The organism is Labrenzia sp. ATLA3, assembly GCF_057180185.1.
The window spans coordinates 261,657-278,670 of the sequence record NZ_JBXUKV010000010.1 but is presented as its reverse complement, the minus strand read 5'-3'; the positions used below and the strand labels follow the sequence as shown (position 1 = coordinate 278,670).

At 57.2% G+C, this 17,014-nt stretch carries 15 protein-coding genes and 4 pseudogenes; 9 read left to right on the top strand and 10 right to left on the bottom strand.

Going from position 1 to position 17,014, the window contains the following annotated elements; all coding sequences use genetic code 11:
* Positions 1-323, bottom strand: a pseudogene (locus tag AC2A6O_RS26570) (DDE-type integrase/transposase/recombinase); the annotation flags it as partial.
* Between the two features lie 93 nt (positions 324-416).
* On the opposite strand from AC2A6O_RS26570, the pseudogene AC2A6O_RS26565 reads away from it, so the two are divergent.
* The 9 genes and pseudogenes from AC2A6O_RS26565 to AC2A6O_RS26525 form a co-directional block, all read left to right on the top strand.
* Positions 417-533 (top strand): annotated as a pseudogene (locus AC2A6O_RS26565) (transposase domain-containing protein); the annotation flags it as partial.
* A gap of 310 nt (positions 534-843) precedes the next feature.
* On the top strand, positions 844-1,560 hold the full coding sequence (locus AC2A6O_RS26560) for a GntR family transcriptional regulator (protein ID WP_498931632.1): 717 nt from the start codon (positions 844-846) through the stop codon (positions 1,558-1,560).
* A complete protein-coding gene (locus tag AC2A6O_RS26555) occupies positions 1,557-3,035 on the top strand; it encodes a xylulokinase (protein ID WP_498931630.1) in 1,479 nt (492 codons plus the stop codon). Before AC2A6O_RS26560 ends, AC2A6O_RS26555 begins: the two co-directional genes overlap by 4 nt.
* A 16-nt stretch (positions 3,036-3,051) precedes the next feature.
* On the top strand, positions 3,052-3,861 hold the full coding sequence (locus tag AC2A6O_RS26550) for a BtpA/SgcQ family protein (RefSeq protein WP_498931628.1): 810 nt from the start codon (positions 3,052-3,054) through the stop codon (positions 3,859-3,861).
* The gene (locus AC2A6O_RS26545) at positions 3,858-4,634 is read left to right on the top strand and encodes an SDR family NAD(P)-dependent oxidoreductase (protein WP_498931626.1); all 777 of its coding nucleotides are present in this window, start codon (positions 3,858-3,860) and stop codon (positions 4,632-4,634) included. Before AC2A6O_RS26550 ends, AC2A6O_RS26545 begins: the two co-directional genes overlap by 4 nt.
* Positions 4,631-5,578, top strand: a complete 948-nt coding sequence (locus AC2A6O_RS26540) for an ABC transporter permease (RefSeq protein ID WP_498931624.1) — start codon at positions 4,631-4,633, stop codon at positions 5,576-5,578. The genes AC2A6O_RS26545 and AC2A6O_RS26540 overlap by 4 nt, the downstream gene beginning before the upstream one ends.
* Before the next feature lie 27 nt (positions 5,579-5,605).
* Positions 5,606-6,553, top strand: a complete 948-nt coding sequence (locus AC2A6O_RS26535) for a sugar ABC transporter substrate-binding protein (protein WP_498931622.1) — start codon at positions 5,606-5,608, stop codon at positions 6,551-6,553.
* A gap of 31 nt (positions 6,554-6,584) precedes the next feature.
* Positions 6,585-7,337 (top strand): ATP-binding cassette domain-containing protein, encoded by a 753-nt coding sequence (locus AC2A6O_RS26530; protein WP_498931620.1) that lies wholly within the window; start codon positions 6,585-6,587, stop codon positions 7,335-7,337.
* Positions 7,338-7,348: 11 nt separating this feature from the next.
* Positions 7,349-8,026 (top strand): HAD family hydrolase, encoded by a 678-nt coding sequence (locus tag AC2A6O_RS26525; protein WP_498931618.1) that lies wholly within the window; start codon positions 7,349-7,351, stop codon positions 8,024-8,026.
* A gap of 58 nt (positions 8,027-8,084) precedes the next feature.
* On the opposite strand, the pseudogene AC2A6O_RS26520 reads toward AC2A6O_RS26525, so the two are convergent.
* From AC2A6O_RS26520 to AC2A6O_RS26480, 9 genes and pseudogenes are all read right to left on the bottom strand, one after another.
* A pseudogene (locus tag AC2A6O_RS26520) lies at positions 8,085-8,528 on the bottom strand (DDE-type integrase/transposase/recombinase); the annotation flags it as partial.
* A gap of 58 nt (positions 8,529-8,586) precedes the next feature.
* A pseudogene (locus tag AC2A6O_RS26515) lies at positions 8,587-9,338 on the bottom strand (IS6 family transposase).
* Between the two features lie 207 nt (positions 9,339-9,545).
* Positions 9,546-11,003 carry an amidase gene (locus tag AC2A6O_RS26510; protein WP_498931616.1) on the bottom strand — a complete coding sequence of 486 codons (1,458 nt, stop codon included), beginning with the start codon at positions 11,001-11,003 and terminating at the stop codon, positions 9,546-9,548.
* Entirely contained in the window at positions 10,969-11,460 is a 492-nt protein-coding gene (locus AC2A6O_RS26505; RefSeq protein WP_498931614.1) for a hypothetical protein, read from the bottom strand. Before AC2A6O_RS26505 ends, AC2A6O_RS26510 begins: the two co-directional genes overlap by 35 nt.
* A 59-nt stretch (positions 11,461-11,519) precedes the next feature.
* Complete coding sequence (locus tag AC2A6O_RS26500) at positions 11,520-12,599, bottom strand: TRAP transporter substrate-binding protein (RefSeq protein ID WP_498931612.1); 1,080 nt, start codon at positions 12,597-12,599, stop codon at positions 11,520-11,522.
* Between the two features lie 34 nt (positions 12,600-12,633).
* Positions 12,634-14,190: a TRAP transporter large permease gene (locus AC2A6O_RS26495; RefSeq protein WP_498931610.1), complete on the bottom strand. Its 1,557-nt coding sequence runs from the start codon at positions 14,188-14,190 to the stop codon at positions 12,634-12,636.
* Positions 14,187-14,699, bottom strand: coding sequence for a TRAP transporter small permease subunit (locus AC2A6O_RS26490; protein WP_498931608.1), 513 nt, complete (start codon positions 14,697-14,699; stop codon positions 14,187-14,189). Before AC2A6O_RS26490 ends, AC2A6O_RS26495 begins: the two co-directional genes overlap by 4 nt.
* A gap of 1 nt (position 14,700) precedes the next feature.
* Entirely contained in the window at positions 14,701-16,293 is a 1,593-nt protein-coding gene (locus tag AC2A6O_RS26485) for a gamma-glutamyltransferase family protein (RefSeq protein ID WP_498931606.1), read from the bottom strand.
* Positions 16,290-16,970, bottom strand: a complete 681-nt coding sequence (locus AC2A6O_RS26480; RefSeq protein ID WP_346891120.1) for a GntR family transcriptional regulator — start codon at positions 16,968-16,970, stop codon at positions 16,290-16,292. The genes AC2A6O_RS26485 and AC2A6O_RS26480 overlap by 4 nt, the downstream gene beginning before the upstream one ends.
* Between the last annotated feature and the right edge of the window lie 44 nt (positions 16,971-17,014).

The window sequence follows — 17,014 nt, the reverse complement described above, 5'->3', positions numbered from 1 at the left end:
TCGATGGCCCGATACAGATAGTGCCATTGGCCCTTGACGCGCACATAGGTCTCATCGATGCGAACCGAGCCACAATGTGGTTTGCGGAAACGCAGCAGCCGTTTCTCCATCAGAGGAGCATAGGTCAGAACCCACCGGGTGATGGTGCTGTGATCTACTTCAAAGCCGCGTTCCAGGAACATTTCCTCCAGATCCCGATAGCTCAGCGGATACCGCAATTACCAGGACACCGCCTGGATGATCAGCCAGGCCTCAAACTTTCTACCTTTGAAGTCATCCGTCGACTGGAGTTTCAGTTTTTCAACGATGGTAGTGAGAAACATGACGCAGAACTCCAAATACTGGAGCGCCCTTTCAACAGTCAAATCTCAAGGCACAAGGCAGGGTTAACTCGATAAACTTTGCGACAGGCCCAGTTGAACGCCGTCGATCCGCATGCTTGGCTGGCAACGACGCTGTCATCCATCGCTGGAGGGCACATGCAGAACAATATCGCGGACCTCATGCCCTGGAACTACGCCGCCAAGGTGTGATCGGAACACCGGTTACGTCTACGCGTCTTGCGGCGGATGCCTTTGAACAGATTGTCGGCCGCGTTCTTCGATTTTCCGGATTTCTTGTTCACCCTCGCTCCTTGCTAGCTGCGATGACCAGAAACCCTCCGTTACAAAAATATCTAGTCTGACCCATAGGCGCTACGTTCAGACACCAAGTCGGGTACAAATCGAATACAAGTGGCCGCTCATACAGATTACAAGGTACTGGAATTGCGGGATAAAATTATTCTCGAGTTGATTGACTTGGCTTCTTTCAGCCTACTAGCATCGAGAAACGGAGGATAAGATGCTCTATCTCGAAGTGGCAGAAAAGATAAAGTCGGAGTTCAGCGATGGGAGGTTCTCTCCCGGCGCTCTGCTTCCCTCAGAAAACGATCTTGTCACGGCATTCGAGGTCAGTAGAACAACAGTCCGGAAGGCGCTGAGCAGGCTGGAAGACGAAGGTTTTCTGGAGCGGCGTCAGGGTCAGGGAACCTTCCTGAGTCACGGAAGGTATACGCGCCATGTTTCCAGTAGACTGGACTTCGTCTCTCATGGCCAGCGATCAGGAGGCAGACCGACAACGAAAGTTCTGGCGCGTGGTCTGCGCCCCAAGAGCATCGCAGAGACATCCCTTTTTAACGCGCCTTCGAACGATCAGGTCTTCGAGATCAATCGACTAAGACTCATGAAGGGTGAGGTTTGCGTTCTTCAAACATCAGTCCTGCCCATTGTCGGACTCGTCGCCTATGCCGGCGCTGATTTCGAAAAACGGTCTCTATACAAAATTCTTGAACAGGATTTCGGCATCTTCGTCGGGCCGGTGAAGGAAACACTCACCTGTTGCAACGCGCCCGCAGAAATAGCGGACTTCCTCGCTCTCGAGGCGGGTGCTGCCGTCTTTGTCTCGCATCGAATTGTGCGAGACATAACGGGACAGGTTTTGGAAATCTCACGTAACTACATCCGGTCCGACCGATATTGCTTTGTTCAGGATTCCTCCATCCTCGGGGGTGCCGAATGAAGAATGTTCTGGCCTACGACCTGGGTGGCAGCAGTCTTCGTCTGGCGGTGATCAGCCCTTCGGGAGAGATCCTGCAGTTTGTGCGCCTGCCCATTAGCACCCCGAAGGGGAACAGCGGCGAGTATGAAGTAGATCCAGCGCTCTGGTGGGACAAATTCAAGCTGGGGGTCAGCGAACTCGCTGGCAAGGGTGCTGATTTCTCCGAGGTTGGCGCGATTGTCGGCTGTGGATTCACACGCACCCAAGTCATGATCGGGGCCAAGGGCGACGTCGTTCATCCGGCGATCACCTTTCAGGACTCTCGAGGGGCCAATGCCCTGGAAGAATATCTGAGATCAGCGTCCCCGGATCTGAGAGACCGCGCGCCTAACCTCAGTCCCTATCATCCGGTGGCGCGGCTGCTTTGGTTGAAAAAGAACAAGCCCGACGTATGGGCTCAGGTCGCGACTATCCTGGAGCCGAAGGATTTCGTGAACTTCAAACTGACCGGCACCTCGGTCACCGACAGAATTTCAATCAACGCGCCAAGATCATTTTTCGATGCCATCGGGGACGATCAACGCTCGAAAGAGGCCCTCGGCTTCACGCGCAACGTCTTTCCAAGGGCTGTTTCGCCGTTTGACGAGGTTGGCCGCGTCCGCGACGACATGCCGCCGGAGTTGGCGTGCCTTGTCGACAAGCCGGTCTTCTGCGGGTCGGCCGATACCTGGACTTGCGTCCTAGGCAGCGGCGGTTTGAACCCCGGGGCAGCCTACAATATTTCAGGCACCAGTGATGTCTTTGGGATAATCTCAAAGAAGAAATCGAACGCCGAAGGCCTGATGACGGTGCAGTGGGGTCCGGACCTTTGGCAACTGGGCGGGCCAAGCCAAGGCGCGGCGTCGCGGCTGCTCTGGGCTGTTGAAAAATTCCGGCCCGATCTGTCCTTGACCTTCGCTATCCAACAGGCAAACGCAGCGGCATGTAATCCGCCCGTGTTCCTTCCGTTTCTGGAAGGGGAGAGAACACCCTTCTGGGACGCAGACCTCAGGGGCGCATTTGTTGGGATTGACAGCAGCCATACGAAACTGGACTTCATTCAATCCGTATCGGAAGGGATCAATTTCCTGAGCCGGACAATTCTGCAAAGGGCCGAGGCCGCAACGGGCGAGCGCGTCGCCCATATTTGTTTCTCTGGCGGCCTGTCGAACAATCCGGCCCTTTGCCAGTTGAAGGCCGATTGCCTGAACCGGGCCGTGTTTGTTCCGGAAATAAAGGAATCCGGTCTAGTGGGCGCGGCCAGCATGGCCTTTGTCACCTCTGATCGCATCCCGGACATCACCAATGCGTTCTTAAAGAAGGGGAGCTGGTACCATCCTTCCCCAAAGATCCGCGAATTCTACGATGAGCGGTACTCGATCTTCGAAGACGCCTGTGCAGCCATTGCCGAACTCTCGCACCGTCTTTCCCGACTTAACACGCTACACCACAATTAAGGAGTTTACCGAAAAGATGAAGACGCTTTTCAAGGACCGTTACAATCAGGACAAATTTATTGTCGGCATGGTCCATACCTTGGCGCTCCCGGGTGCTCCGCTTTATGACCGCACCGGCGGCATGAAGAAGATCGTGCAACAAGCAAAGAAAGAAGCCCGCATTCTTGTTGAGAATGGCTATCATTCGATCATGTACTGCAACGAGTCCGACATGCCCTACCTTCCCGTCATGGCTCCCGAAACCACGGCTGCGATGACAGACCTTGTCGCCGAGTGTCAGGCTGACCTCGACATTCCGTTCGGGATCAACATGCTGATCGACCCAATCTCGTCTCTTTCGATTGCGCATGCGACGGGCGCCGAATTCATTCGCTGTTTTCTGACCGGGTCCTATGTCGGCGACATCGGACATGTGGTTCCCGATGGTGCCCGCACGCTGCGGTTGCGCGCGGAACTGGATGCGCAGGATATCGCGCTTATTTGCAACGTCACACCCGGGTTCTCGATCACGCTGGACAATCGCCCGACGCCCCAGGTCGCGTCCGGCGCTGTCTTTCTTGGATTGGCAGACAGCGTCTGCGTGTCTGGTCCGGCGGCCGCCAAGGAAGCCGATCTGTCGAAGATCTCCGACACCGCCGCTGCTGTTCCCGATACACCGGTCATGGTCGGAACAGGCGTGTCAGAGGCCAATATTCTCAAGATGGCCGAAGTCTCTGACGGTTTCATCATCGGAAGTTCCATCAAGGTTGATGGGCAGACATTGAACGAAGTCGATCCGAAGCGCGCAGAAGCGCTGATGAAAACGTTTAATTCGGTTTACGGATGAGAAGCGGAGACTCCGAAAAAAAGGTGGCCCTGGTCACGGGCGCTGCCGGAGACATCGGATTGGACACTATCCGATGCCTTCAGCGCGACGGCTGGTCTATTTGCGCAACTTCCCTGCAGATCACGGACGGGCTGAGAGATGTGTTGTTACAGAGCGACACTGCGATACAGGCGGATGCCACCGATGCGGCCGCCGTCGGTCGCGTCGTGTCGGAATGCGTCGACCGGTTTGGCCGTCTGGATGGCCTCGTGAACTGTGCGGGTGCCTCTGGCGTATCCCTCTATCACGAGCAGACACTCGACGACTGGCACCGTTTTGTCGATATCAACCTCAACGCGGCATTCTACGTCAGCAAAGCCTTCATAGAAGCAGCGCTGCAACTGCGAAAAACGGACAGATCTATCGTGTTGATCTCGTCGCTGGCCGCCTTGGCAGGCGGGGCCAACCCGGCATATGGCGCGGCCAAGGCCGGTGTCTGCACCATGTGCTACAACATGGCCCAGAGCTATGCCGACGAACAGATCCGGGCCAATGCCGTGGTTCCTGGAATCATTGACACCCAGATGGTCCGCAGCGCGTTTCCCGGAGAGAAATACGAACTTCTGAAAGAGGCGGCGTCCTCAAGGACACCGGCGCGGCGACTGGGCCGACCCGCGGATGTTGCCGAACTCTCCGCGTTCCTCTTGTCGGAAAAATCAAGCTTCATCACAGGCCAGGCGATTAACGTCACGGGAGGGATCGAACTGGTGCCGCCAATCGGAAAGATACAATGAAATCTATGCAGATAATTGAAAAGTACGGGACATTCCTGGCTGGAATCGGCCTGTTTGTCTATCTTCTCATCTTTGCGAACAACTTTGCTTCAACGGCGAACCTGTTGAATATTCTCAAGCAGGTCAGTTTTCTGGCGATCTTGGCCATGGGCTTCACCTTTGCGCTGATCACCTCGGAACTGGATCTGTCCTTTGCCACGGTGTGCAGCTTTACCGGTGTGATCGTCGGAATGCTGATCTACAATAGCTACCCTTGGCCCTTGGCGGCGGGGGCGGGTATTCTATTGGGCGTGGCTGCAGGCCTAATCAACGGCTTGCTGATCACCTATCTCAAAGTTCCGTCACTGATTGCAACCTTGGGCACATCATCCATCGCCAACGGACTTGCCTTTATGATCACCGGCGGGGTCGCTTTTGTCGGACGCTGGGATCCGAATTTCCTTTTCATTGCGCGAGGCAAGATTGGCGCCGTACCGATTCTTGTCATTGTCATGCTTGCAATCGTCGTCCTTGCGATATTCGTCTCGACTCAGACCAAGACTGGTGTTCACCTTCAGGCCACCGGCGAGAACGGCGAGGCCGCGCGACGGTCAGGGATCTCCACGAGAAAGTGCAAGATTCTGGGCATGGTCATCTCGGGCACCGCCGCAGGCGTCACCTCAGTGCTTCTCGTTGCCAACCTTTCTTCCGCGGCGCCGCAAATGGGCGGGGATTTTCTGCTGCTCGCTATCGCGGCCGCCCTTCTGGGCATGACCATGTTCACGCCCGCGAAACCCAATATTCTCGGGACCTTTGTCGGATCCATCATCATTGTGATGCTTGCCAACGGCTTGGTGCTTCTGGGTGCGCAATATTACGTCCAGGATATCATGCTCGGTATCATCATCATCGCCTCGGTTGCCGTTTCGGCATCCGTTCTCAAACAAGCGGCATTCAGCTTGTAAGACCAATACCAACAGGAGGGGAAAATAATGAGAAACTTCAAACTTGCCACAGGGATTACAACTTTGCTTGGAGGTGCCTTGCTGGCCAGTCAGGCGATGGCGTTTGATCTGGGCATCGTTGCTTTCCAGATGTCATCCGAGACCCACGCGCGCTGCGCAAATGCCGCAGAAGCACGCGCCAAGGAACTGGGATGGAATACGCAGGTCCTGAACTCGAACGGCACCCTGCAGACCCATGCCGAGCAAATCGACAACCTGGTTCAAAAGGGGCTGGACGGCCTTATTCTATGCATGTCCAAACCCGTCGAGGCAGATGCACAGTTCGCCGCGGCGCAAGAGGCGGGCATCCCGGTGATTTCTGTCGTAAGCGGCTCGAGCCCGCATACCCTATTCGACGTTCAGGTCAACGAATACAGTGTGGGCGCCGACTCGGCCCTGTATCTTCTAGGAACTATCGACTTCGAAGGTGGCATTCTGGTTCAGCGGTTCGAAGCCAACACAGGGACGCGCATCCGTGGGTCGATCCTGAATGCCGTGTTGGCGGAGAATACGGCAGTAGAAGTCGTAGGAGAACACTCCATGGCGCGGACCAAAAGCTGGCGCGAGGATGTACGTAACGGAATGCAGGCTTTGATCCTCCAACAAAATGGTAACTTCAAAGGAGTCTGGGCCTCCTTTGATGGTCAGGCGTTCATCATCGACGATCTGCTGAAAGAAGCAGGTTTGAACAAGGGTGATGTCTCGCTTGTGTCCATCGACGGCGGGGAAGAGGCATACCGCCGGATCGCCGATCCCGAGTCCATGATGACGGCAACCGTGTCCATTCCGTTCGAGGAAATGGCCATCGCCGCGGTCGATGCCATGAAGGAAATTGTCGTGGACGGGAAGAGCAAGCAAGATGTTGTTCCGGGGCCTTACCTGTTCATGTCCGCCGTTCTGGTGGATGCGAGCAACGTCGACCAGTTCATCCAATAATCAGACTGCCAGAAAGCGCGGGGGACAAGTAATGCCTTCAAAGATTTCCGCCAGGGACATCTTCAAAAACTACGGTGCGGTCGAAGCGTTGAAAGGAGTCAGTGTCGACATGACCGAAGGTGAAGTGCATGCCATTTGCGGTGACAATGGTGCCGGCAAGTCCACACTCATCAAAGTGCTTTCTGGTGTCGAAATGCCAGACAAGGGCGAAATCATCATTGATGGTCGCCCTTGTTCTTTCGCAAATCCGACCGCAGCGTTGCAGTCGGGCGTTGCCACCATCCACCAGGATCTGGCCGTCGCACCGCGCATGTCAATCTATCAGAACATTTTCATGGGTGCCGAGCTGACAAAACGGGTTCTGGGCATTCAGTATCTCGACAAGAAAGCCATGCGCAAAGACGCGCTGCACTACATGTCTCAGCTCAACAAAACCATCACGGACATGAATGCAAAGGTCGAAGAACTGTCCGGCGGCCAGAGACAGGCCGTTGCGATCTCCCGGGCGCTCAGGTGGAACGCCGACGTTGTGATCCTGGACGAGCCGACAGCCGCCTTGGGGGTGCGGGAAACCGAGCAGGTACTTGAGTTGATCCGGTCTTTGAAAGCCGCCGGCAAAACGGTCATCCTGATCAGCCATGCAATGAAGGACGTCGTGGCCGTGGCCGACAGGGTCAGCATTCTGCGCCACGGAGAGAACCAGGTTGATCTGGATGTAAAAGGGCTCACTGCGGACGCTCTGTCGCACTACATCCTAAGCGGCGACCGGAAGCGACTGCAATAGCAGACGTCAGCATGACCCTGTCCAATATCTCCCCTCCCGCGCTGGTGATCTTTGACTGCGACGGCGTGCTCGTGGACAGCGAAACGCCCATGCACGATGAACTCCGCGACGAACTCGAATTGCGTGGCCTCTCGATGTCATTCGAAGGCTGTATTTCAAACTTCATGGGCCGGTCAATCGAAGACGTAATTGCGACAGCGCGGCGGCTGGGAGCGGATTTGCCTGACAACTGGAGGGGCATCCTGTACGAGCGCGTCTTCGAGCGTTTGCGGCAGGGGGTGGATATGATCCAGGGGGCACCAGAGCTGGTTGAACGCCTGAAGCGCGCCGGGATTCCCTTTTGTGTAGCGTCGAACGGAAGCGAAAAGAAGATGCAGCTGATGCTGTCACAACATGGCCTCTGGGACGACTTCAAGGATCGCTGCTTCTCGGCCCACACGATCGGCATCGCCAAGCCTGACCCCGGCCTTCTGAAATTTGCCCTTCACGCGATGCAGACGCCTGCAAGACATGCGGTGGTCATCGAAGACAGTCAAACCGGTGTCCAGTCTGCAATAAACGCCGAAGTCCCGTATTTGATCTATGATGTTCGAAATGCCATACCGGATTCGCAAGCCTCCCAAGAATTGAAATTTACATCTATCGCGGAGATTTCTGACCACCTTTTCCGAGATTGCCAGGTGCGTTGAACGGCTCTGTTGCAAACTTTGCGTCCAGACAGATTTCGGCCTATTCCGGCAATCCAGTTCAAGCTTCAGCATCTTGAAGATGGTTTTCGAGCATGGTCATCGCTTCAGCCAGAGCACAGGGACCGATGCCGAACGCTCGTTCGACAATGCGAGCCTCGCCGAGAATGTCATTTGTGAAGTTGAAGATGCCGGCCTGCCCCTTGCGTAGAGCACGCATCACTTCAAATCCTTTGATGGTCGCATAGGCAGACTTCAAGGTTTTGAACCCGCGCACTGGCCGGATCAGCTGTTTCAGCTTGCCGTGATCGGCCTCAACGACGTTGTTCAGATATTTGACCTGGCGATGCTCAGTGTTCTGTGGGCATTTGCCCTCCGCCTTCAGCTCGGAAATGGCCACGCCATAGGTGGGAGCCTTATCGGTATTGATCGCATAGGGCTTTTCCCAGTCTTTCAGCCCCCTTAAGGCTTTGCCCAGGAACCGCTTCGCCGGCCTGGTGTTGCGGGGGGGCTTGTCGCAACTTTCGCCGACGGGCAGCTTTCTCATGTTTTGGGAGCGACTTTCAGGCTTCATTTCCTTTTTCAATTCCGAAGATCATCGCAAGCAGATCGTTCTGTTCGCAGACGCTCCATTGACCGGTCAAGCCGAAGCCCTTCCTGAGCCACAGTATGGCTTCAAAACCGGCGATGGATTTTCTGGCTGAGTTGAACGAGCGGAACCCGCCGACCTTCGGCATGTTCTTCTTCACCCTGAAATGATCGCTCTCGATACCCTGTTGCAAATGTTTGGTCACATGGTGCACCGGATCAGAAGCAAGCAAACCGCCGTCAACCTCGTCCCCGATGTCCGCAGGAAACCTGCAGGCACCATCGGTGCCTATTTTGCCCGGTGACAGCAGCGGGGCATCCTGCAACATTTTTCGAAAGAACCGCTTGGCCGCATTCAGATTGCGCTTTGCCGTGAGCAAGAAATCGACCGGATTTCCATGCTTTTCGATGGCCCGATACAGATAGTGCCATTGGCCCTTGACGCGCACATAGGTCTCATCGATGCGAACCGAGCCACAATGTGGTTTGCGGAAACGCAGCAGCCGTTTTTCCATCAGAGGAGCATAGGTCAGAACCCACCGGTGATGGTGCTGTGATCTACTTCAAAGCCGCGTTCCAGAAACATTTCCTCCAGATCCCGATAGCTCAGCGGATACCGCAAGTACCAGGACACCGCCTGGATGATCAGCCAGGCCTCAAACGTTCTACCTTTGAAGTCATCCGTCGATTGTCGTTTCAACTTTCCGGCGATGGTAGTGAAAAACACGCCGCGAAGCTACAATCACAGGAGCCGACCAAACTCTATCCGAAAGCACTAAGGTGACGTCGCCCACGCGACACGCCTTGCCGAGTGAACGGACTTGTCATCAAGAATTCCGGACTGAATTAACGTAGCGACTGTTTACTAGCCGCATCAATCAAATTGAAAACTGCGGCAGACGAGCTCGCACCGGATAGCGCGGTGTTGGCTACGTCAACTGGATCCAAGGTGTGTCACCATGGGATCGATAGCGGGCATCGGTCCACCAAAGACCAGCTCGACGGCGCGGGCGGCCGCAAGGAGATCGGCTTCGCCACGTGGTTTGCCGATAAGTTGCAGACCCACGGGGATGCCCTGCGGATTGACACCCACGGGAACCGAAATGGCGGGTAGGCCAACGGCGGTCGCCAGGAATGCACAGTCGAGCCAATCCATATAGAATTCAAGATCTTGGCCATCGATTCTGCGCACCCATTCCTCTTCGACCGGATGCGGCATGCAGCCCACGACGGGGCAGGCCAGAACATCGACTTGCGCAAACGCGGTTTGAAGTTCGTCGTAGATCCGCGATCGGATGAGCTGAGCGTCGATGATTTCATCCATCTTCAGGTTGAGTCCGATCTCGATGTTCTGCTTGAGCGTCGGTTTGAAGCCGGCCTTCAATTTGGGGTCAATGTCACGCATCAGGCAGGCCCAAAGCAGCCCGCGTTGCACGTAATAGGCTCGACGCATCCCCGATAGATCGAGATGAATTTCGTCGACCTTCGAACCGCTACGGGCCATCTGCGCCATGGCATTGCCCAGGTGGTCCCGCATGTCCGGGTCGACGGCACTTTCCCCGGACATGTCAGCCATGTAACCGATGCGTAGGCCTTTGGGGTTCGCGCCCGCAACCGCGTTCTGATAGGGTGCCGGGTCGCGCGGGAAAGAGATCGGGTAGAGCGGATCGAACCCCGTCATTGTGTCCAGAAAGAGCGCACAATCCGTGACCGACCGGGCCATTGGTCCCTGTACCCCCTCGGTGATATATCCGGCAGATGCAGGACCGCCTGCGACGAGACCTGGACTGGGCCGCAAGCCGACCACACCGCAATATGCAGCGGGGGTCCGTAGGCTGCCGCCGTGGTCCGAGCCGTGGCTGAGCCAGCACTGCCCCACCGCCAGTTGCGCGGCCGCGCCACCGGACGAACCGCCGGCGTTCAGCCGCGTGTCCCGTGGATTGCGGGTCGCACCGAAAATGGCGTTGAACGTGTTCGCACCGGCACCGAACTCTGGCGTATTGGTCTTGCCCAGAACGACGCCGCCCCGCACCTCGATTAGCTCGACAAGCGGATCGGAGGCTTCCGGCACGAAGTCAGTCAGCCCCGGCGTCCCCCATGTGGTGCGCACACCCGCCACCGCGGCCATATCTTTGATGCCGACCGGCAGGCCTCGCAGTGCGCCGCGTTGGTCCGCTGTCGTTTTGTCCAGCCGTTCCGCCGCCGCGTGCGCGCGATCAAAACAGGTTGTAGGCATTGCGTTGATGGCCGCGTCAGTCTCAGCGTGCCGGGTCTTGGCGACGTCGATAAGCTCGGCCGGAGAAACCTCTCCGCGCCTTAGGAGATCGACCACCTCGACGGCGCTCTTGGCGCAAAGATCAGGGCCGGAGTAGGTGGGGGCGTTGGTAGTCATGTAAATTTCTCCGTAGCAATGGCAGGCTTTCTGGAATCAGAAACCGACCGCTTTGCAGACCATATTCAGGGCGACCACGATGAGGAGCGTCCCTCAAACGCCTTTCAATCAGCCGGGCTGCAGCGAATGGGCCAAGTGGGCGCCGTTCGGTGCTGTGAGCAGCGTCATCGAGACGATTATGATAAAGGTTGGGATATCGATCAGCCTGAACGAGTAGAGCGGACGGGCTGCAATCTGAAAGAAAGTGAAACCGATCACCGCAGGTACGCCGATCGAGAGGCGAAAACCGGTGGCGGTTTGCCACCGCCCGCTGGATTGTCACGCTATGCCGCGTCATGAACGAAACGCCGAACGACCCGCCGCCGATGCCCATGGGCACGGTCAACACGTCGGCAAAGGCACTCGCCACCAGCAGGAAGAAAAACACTTGCAGCATAGTAATCGGATCGGCTGTCATACGCGCCGTTCTTTTATTCTATGGGGCCGACCCGCTCTCTGGCGGGTCGGCCGTCGTGTTCAACTGAAGAAGTTCTGACGCTTGGTCAGGAAGTCGGTGTCATAGTAGCGTTTGTATTCCGTCGCCTGCTTGACATAAGCGTAGTAAGCGTCAACGAAACGCCGGTGGAATGCGCTGGTCTGCTTCACCTCTTCGATCACCTCTTTCGACGCGACTTCGATCGCCGACCATACGTCATCAGGGAAGGTGCCGATGGACAACTGGGGCATGGCGCGCAGTTTCTCGTACGCTTGCAGATTTGCATGCAGGGTGTAGGCGGAGGAGCGGTTCGCCTCGGCCTCGGTCACGGTTTCGATCATCAGCCGTTGCGAGTCGGACAGGGCGTTCCAGGCGTCCATCCCGATCCCGAATTCGATTCCACCATAGATTTCGACTGGCGACGGCGCATACATATATCCCGCAACATTCTGAAGGCCGAAGGCGAGGTCGTTCGATGGTCCGACCCATTCGGCCCCATCAAGAGTTCCCGCTTGCAGGGAGGCAAAGATGTCTCCTGGTGGGATGGATGTCGGGTTCACCCCCAGTTTACGCAGCACTTCGCCATAAAGCCCGGCTGCGCGGAAGTTCAAACCTTTGAGGTCGTCGACGGAGGCGATCTCTTTCTTGAACCACCCGGCGGTCTGAATGCCGGAACCGCCGCCGATGAAAATCTTCAGATTGCGAGGATTAGTGAATTCGTCGAGCAATTCCTGCCCACCGCCGAAATACATCCAGGCATGCATCTCATCGTAGGTCAGGCCATAAGGCGCTGCAGTGAAAAAAGCATGTGCAATGTCGCGGCCCGAGAACCACGTACCAGAGCCATGATAGACCTCGGCAGTGCCACTTTCGACTGCTTCCTGGGTGCCGAACGGCGCGACAAGCTCCCCTGCGCCGAACACCTGGACGTTGATCGCGCCTTCTGAAATCTGCGTGACGCGGTCAGCCCAACGTTGCGCTGACACGCCCGGTCCCGGCAGGCCTCGCGGCACCGAAGTCACCAGCTTCCAGTTATGCTGTGCCTGAGCGCGTGCGATGGAGGGTGCCGCAAGGGCCGCAGGTGCGACCGCAGCGGCGGTTAGAAAGGTTCTTCTTTTCATTTTTGGTTTATCCCCTGATGGTTGCTTGTGCCGTTCAGTGATAGATCGCGTTAGGCAACCACGTCGCTAGACCAGGGGCCAGGATGACGAACACCAGCGCGAGGATCTGCAAGAAGATGAACGGCAAGATCCCCTTGTAGATATCAATTGTCCTCACGTCCTTCGGTGCGACGCGGCGGAAGTAAAACAACGCGTAGCCGAAGGGGGGCGTAAGGAAGCTTATTTGAAGGTTGAGGCTGATGAGGATCGCGAACCACACTGGATCGACGCCCGCCGCCATCAGGGGGGGGCCGGCAACCGGCACCACGATAAAGATGATCTCCACGTATTCGATCACGAAGCCGAGCAAGAAGATAATCGCCATGACGACCAGGACCGCCGTCAGATTACCGCCAGGCAGACCGTGCAGGAATTCCTCGACCAGCACTTCGCCGTGAAGTCCGCGGAAGACCAATGACAGCATTGTGGCACCCAACACGATGAGTGTGAGCATCGACACCATTGTGGCTGTGTTGACGGCGACTTTCCACATGCCTCCACGCCGCAACTCCTGAAGGAGCGCGGTGAGAGTGCCGAGACATAGGAGCACTAACGCCACTACGCCAACGCCTGCGGCGAGAGGATGCCCCTGTGTGCCACCGATCAGCTTGACCATGACCAGCGCGATGGCCGCGGGAAGAACTGAAATCATCAGCGCTTGTCGCCAGGGAGCCAGACCTTCGCGACTTGTTGCGGTCATCACCAGCGCACCAGCCGCGCCGAGTGCGGCGCTTTCTGTCGCGGTCGCGATACCGCCAAGGATCGACCCCAACACGATCACGATCAGCAGCAGTGGTAGGACGAGAGTGTCGATGACTTCGCGCCAGCTGGGGCGCGTCTTGTTGCCCTGTTCATCGCGCAACACAATTGGCGGGCAGCTTTCGGGCCGACGCAGGGAGTTGACGAAGATATAGAGGATATAGAGGAAGACCAGGAGCAATCCGGGAATGAAAGCGCCCGCAAAAAGATCCCCGACGGTGACGGGTTCGACCGCCCATTCGCCTGCCGCCCGTCGCCCGGCCTGATAAGCCGACGATACCTGATCCGTCAAAAGAATGAGCAGGACCGAGGGCGGGATAATCTGCCCGAGCGATCCGGAGGCACAGATCACGCCGGATGCCAACGACTTTGAATATCCCGCCGATAGCATTGCCGGCATCGCAATCATGCCGAGCATGAAGATGGTCGCACCGATGACACCCGTCGAAGCGGCAAGAAGCATACCGACGATCACGACAGCATACGCCATCCCGCCTTCGCGGTCCCCGAACAGCGCACCCGCCGTAAGCATCATCCGTTTCGCTATATTGGAGCGCTCGAGAAGTCCGCCCATGAGGACGAAAAGCGGCACCGACAGGAAGATGTCATTGGTCAGGATGCTGAAGGCCCGCGAAGGAAATGCTGCTAGAAACCCGATATCAAAGACGCCAATCGCTGTCCCGAAGAACGCGACCAGCGTGGGAACTCCGATCAGGACAAATGATACCGGTGCACCGGACAGGATACCGCCCAGGAGCAGAACCCCCAGCAGAAGAAGGAGAGATTCGCTCATGTCTCTTCTCCTCCCCGGTAAAGCCTCGGTCTGAGCCCGAGGAAAAGCGAGACCACTGCAAGCGTCACAAAGATTAACGCGGTGATCGTCTTGAGGATGAAATAACCGGGCAACCCACCGAGTGTGGGTGAGCTTTCCAACACCCGCCATGAGGTTTGGACCATAGGCACCGCCTTCCACGAAGCCCAGGCCATTGCCGGAAACTGGAGGCATAGCAGGGCGAAACGGTCGATCACCTGGCGCATCGCCGGCGGAAAGCGCGGGCTGAACACGTCAACACGCACGCTTTCGTTCCGCAAAAGCACAGCCGCGAGGGGGAACGAAACGACGACGAAGAACAGATAGGTGAGCAGATCCGTGGCCCACGGCGCACCCAATGAAAAGACGTAGCGCAAGGCGACGATCACGATCTGGGCAGCGAGCAGACAGAGCACAGCGAAACCGGCAATACCGCGGAGTATTTCAGCGATTTTGAAAAGGAGAGGATTTGAACTGTTTGGTCCACTCATCTCATACCCCCAATGCGATACCGTCTTTGCGAGGGTCACTGCCTCCGGTCAGCATTCCGGTCGCAACATCGCGGCGAATGGCCTGGGCCCCGCCCATTCCAATCGGGGCGCGGATTACGGTGTGGCCCATTTCCGAAAGTTTGGCGGCAACTGCCGGATCAAAACTGCTTTCGATTTCCAGCGTGCCGGTCGTAATGTCCAAAAAGCTCCGAGGCGCGTCGATGGCGGCCTGGATGTCCATGCCAAAATCGACCAGGTTTGACACCAGATGAGCATGGCCCGTTGCTTGATATGCGCCGCCCATGACGCCAAAGGGCATCGCGTATACGCCGGGCTGTTCCAAAAGCCCCGGGATCAATGTATGTAGCGGTCGCTTGCCCCCTGCCAGTTCGTTGACATGCCCTTCTTCCAGCGTGAATCCCGCGCCGCGGTTATGCAGACCAATGCCAAAACGTTCTGAAGCGAAGCCCGATCCGTAGGGCCAGAAGATCGAGTAGATCAGCGACACGCATAGTGCCTCGTGATCAACGACGGTGATATAGATCGTATCTTTGTGAAGTGCCTCGGTCCGGGGCTGGATCAGCGTTCCGGCCCGCTTTGGGTTGATCTGGTTTGCCAAGGCATTGATGGCTGCGTCCGACAACATGCCGTCGAGGTCGATTGTGCCTTCCGCCGGGTCGCCAACGAAAACATTGCGCGCTCCGTAGGCGAGCCGTGTCGCTTCGGCCTCGAGGTGGACGCGCTCCGCGCTGTTGGGGTCGAGGGCAGCGATATCGAACCGCTCCAGAAGTGCGGCGATCAACAAGGCAGTCGCACCCTGCCCGTTCGGTGGCAGCTCGACAAGGTTGTGACCGCGATAGGCCCGGGTGATCGGGGTGACGGCAGTGGCCTTTGTGCTCGCGAAATCTTCTGCCGTATGAAGACCGCCTTCGGCCCGCAGCGTTGAGAGGATATCCTCCATGATCGGACCTTCGTAGAAGGCCTTGGCACCTTCTTTGGCGATCAGCTTCAGCGCTTCGGCTTGGCCCGGTGCAGCGAAAACTTCGCTCTCACGGTAGCTGCGATCGCCGTTGAGGAAATGACGCTTTCCCGCCCCCTTTAGCCGGTCGCCGAATTGCGCTCCGTCAATGGCTGTTCGGCGATACACTGGCACGCCGGTTTCGGCATAGTGAATCGCCGGCGCTAATACCGTCGCCAGATCGAGTTGGCCTTCTTCGGCAATCAGGCGGTCAAAGGCATTGACCGCGCCGGGAACTGTCACGGAATGGACAGAGTCGAGCGAAATGGCCGTCATGCCCTGCGCCCGAAGCTCTTTCGCATGAAGCCCGGCCGGCGCCCGACCCGACCCGTTTAAACCACGGCTTTCACCAGTCGAGGGGTCGTGAATCAGGGCAAAAACGTCACCGCCTAAGCCGGTCATCGCAGGTTCGCAAAACCCCAGAACTATTGCACCAGCGACAGCCGCATCCACCGCATTCCCGCCTTGCGCCAGGATCTCCATCGCAGCGCGCGCGCCGAAAGGGTGCGACGTGGCACACATGGCTCCCGTTGCCAGTGCTGGCGCGCGTCCGGGACCTTGATAAGTATGGCTCATAGAACACTGTCTTTCTCTTTTTCACCGGCAGGCAAAGTGGCTGTCTTGTCGAAGAATGTCTGGAGTGCGATCAGAGACTGCGCGATATGTTCGCGCATCAGAGCGGCCGCCCGTTCAGGATCGCGTTCAAGCACCGCCTCGGCGATGGCCGTGTGTTGGCGATGGGGACGTCCCAGGTCCGCGCCGTAGCTTTCCATGGTGTAAAGCGCAGCGCTGTATGGTGTGATCCTTAGTCGAGTTTCCTCTGCCACGGTCTTGAGCATCCAGTTGCGCGCGCCATCGTGAAGCAGTCCGTGAAACTCGAAATCCATCTCCAGGGCGGCGGACCTGTCTGTTCGCGCGCTGATGTCTTGGGATACGGTGATAAGGGCGCGCAGGCGCAGACGTTCGGCTTCGTTCATCCGTACTGCTGCAAGGGAGGCGCAAAGCGCTTCGATTTCCCCCATTGCCTCGAATGCCTCGCTGAGTTCAGCACGATCAAAGCTGCGAACCACGGCGGACCGTCGGGGTCGGATTTCGATCAACCCGGAAACACCGAGTTGGCGAATCGCCTCCCGAATTGGTGTGCGCGACACACCGAAACGTTCGGCAAGGGTGTGTTCATCGAGACGGTCTCCGGGTTTCAGTTCCCCGTTCAAGATGAGATCCGCGAGTTTTTGTCGAAGCGTATGCGCCATCTGATCTCCTTTGCTCAGTACGCTAGATTAGAGAATTGCATTCT

What these genes read in the sequence shown, in the direction of transcription:
- AC2A6O_RS26560 (WP_498931632.1), top strand. Translation starts at nt 844, where the DNA reads ATGCTCTATCTCGAAGTGGCAGAAAAGATAAAGTCGGAGTTCAGCGAT.
- AC2A6O_RS26555 (WP_498931630.1), top strand. Translation starts at nt 1,557, where the DNA reads ATGAAGAATGTTCTGGCCTACGACCTGGGTGGCAGCAGTCTTCGTCTG.
- AC2A6O_RS26550 (WP_498931628.1), top strand. Translation starts at nt 3,052, where the DNA reads ATGAAGACGCTTTTCAAGGACCGTTACAATCAGGACAAATTTATTGTC.
- AC2A6O_RS26545 (WP_498931626.1), top strand. Translation starts at nt 3,858, where the DNA reads ATGAGAAGCGGAGACTCCGAAAAAAAGGTGGCCCTGGTCACGGGCGCT.
- AC2A6O_RS26540 (WP_498931624.1), top strand. Translation starts at nt 4,631, where the DNA reads ATGAAATCTATGCAGATAATTGAAAAGTACGGGACATTCCTGGCTGGA.
- AC2A6O_RS26535 (WP_498931622.1), top strand. Translation starts at nt 5,606, where the DNA reads ATGAGAAACTTCAAACTTGCCACAGGGATTACAACTTTGCTTGGAGGT.
- AC2A6O_RS26530 (WP_498931620.1), top strand. Translation starts at nt 6,585, where the DNA reads ATGCCTTCAAAGATTTCCGCCAGGGACATCTTCAAAAACTACGGTGCG.
- AC2A6O_RS26525 (WP_498931618.1), top strand. Translation starts at nt 7,349, where the DNA reads ATGACCCTGTCCAATATCTCCCCTCCCGCGCTGGTGATCTTTGACTGC.
- AC2A6O_RS26510 (WP_498931616.1), bottom strand. Translation starts at nt 11,003, where the DNA reads ATGACTACCAACGCCCCCACCTACTCCGGCCCTGATCTTTGCGCCAAG.
- AC2A6O_RS26505 (WP_498931614.1), bottom strand. Translation starts at nt 11,460, where the DNA reads ATGACAGCCGATCCGATTACTATGCTGCAAGTGTTTTTCTTCCTGCTG.
- AC2A6O_RS26500 (WP_498931612.1), bottom strand. Translation starts at nt 12,599, where the DNA reads ATGAAAAGAAGAACCTTTCTAACCGCCGCTGCGGTCGCACCTGCGGCC.
- AC2A6O_RS26495 (WP_498931610.1), bottom strand. Translation starts at nt 14,190, where the DNA reads ATGAGCGAATCTCTCCTTCTTCTGCTGGGGGTTCTGCTCCTGGGCGGT.
- AC2A6O_RS26490 (WP_498931608.1), bottom strand. Translation starts at nt 14,699, where the DNA reads ATGAGTGGACCAAACAGTTCAAATCCTCTCCTTTTCAAAATCGCTGAA.
- AC2A6O_RS26485 (WP_498931606.1), bottom strand. Translation starts at nt 16,293, where the DNA reads ATGAGCCATACTTATCAAGGTCCCGGACGCGCGCCAGCACTGGCAACG.
- AC2A6O_RS26480 (WP_346891120.1), bottom strand. Translation starts at nt 16,970, where the DNA reads ATGGCGCATACGCTTCGACAAAAACTCGCGGATCTCATCTTGAACGGG.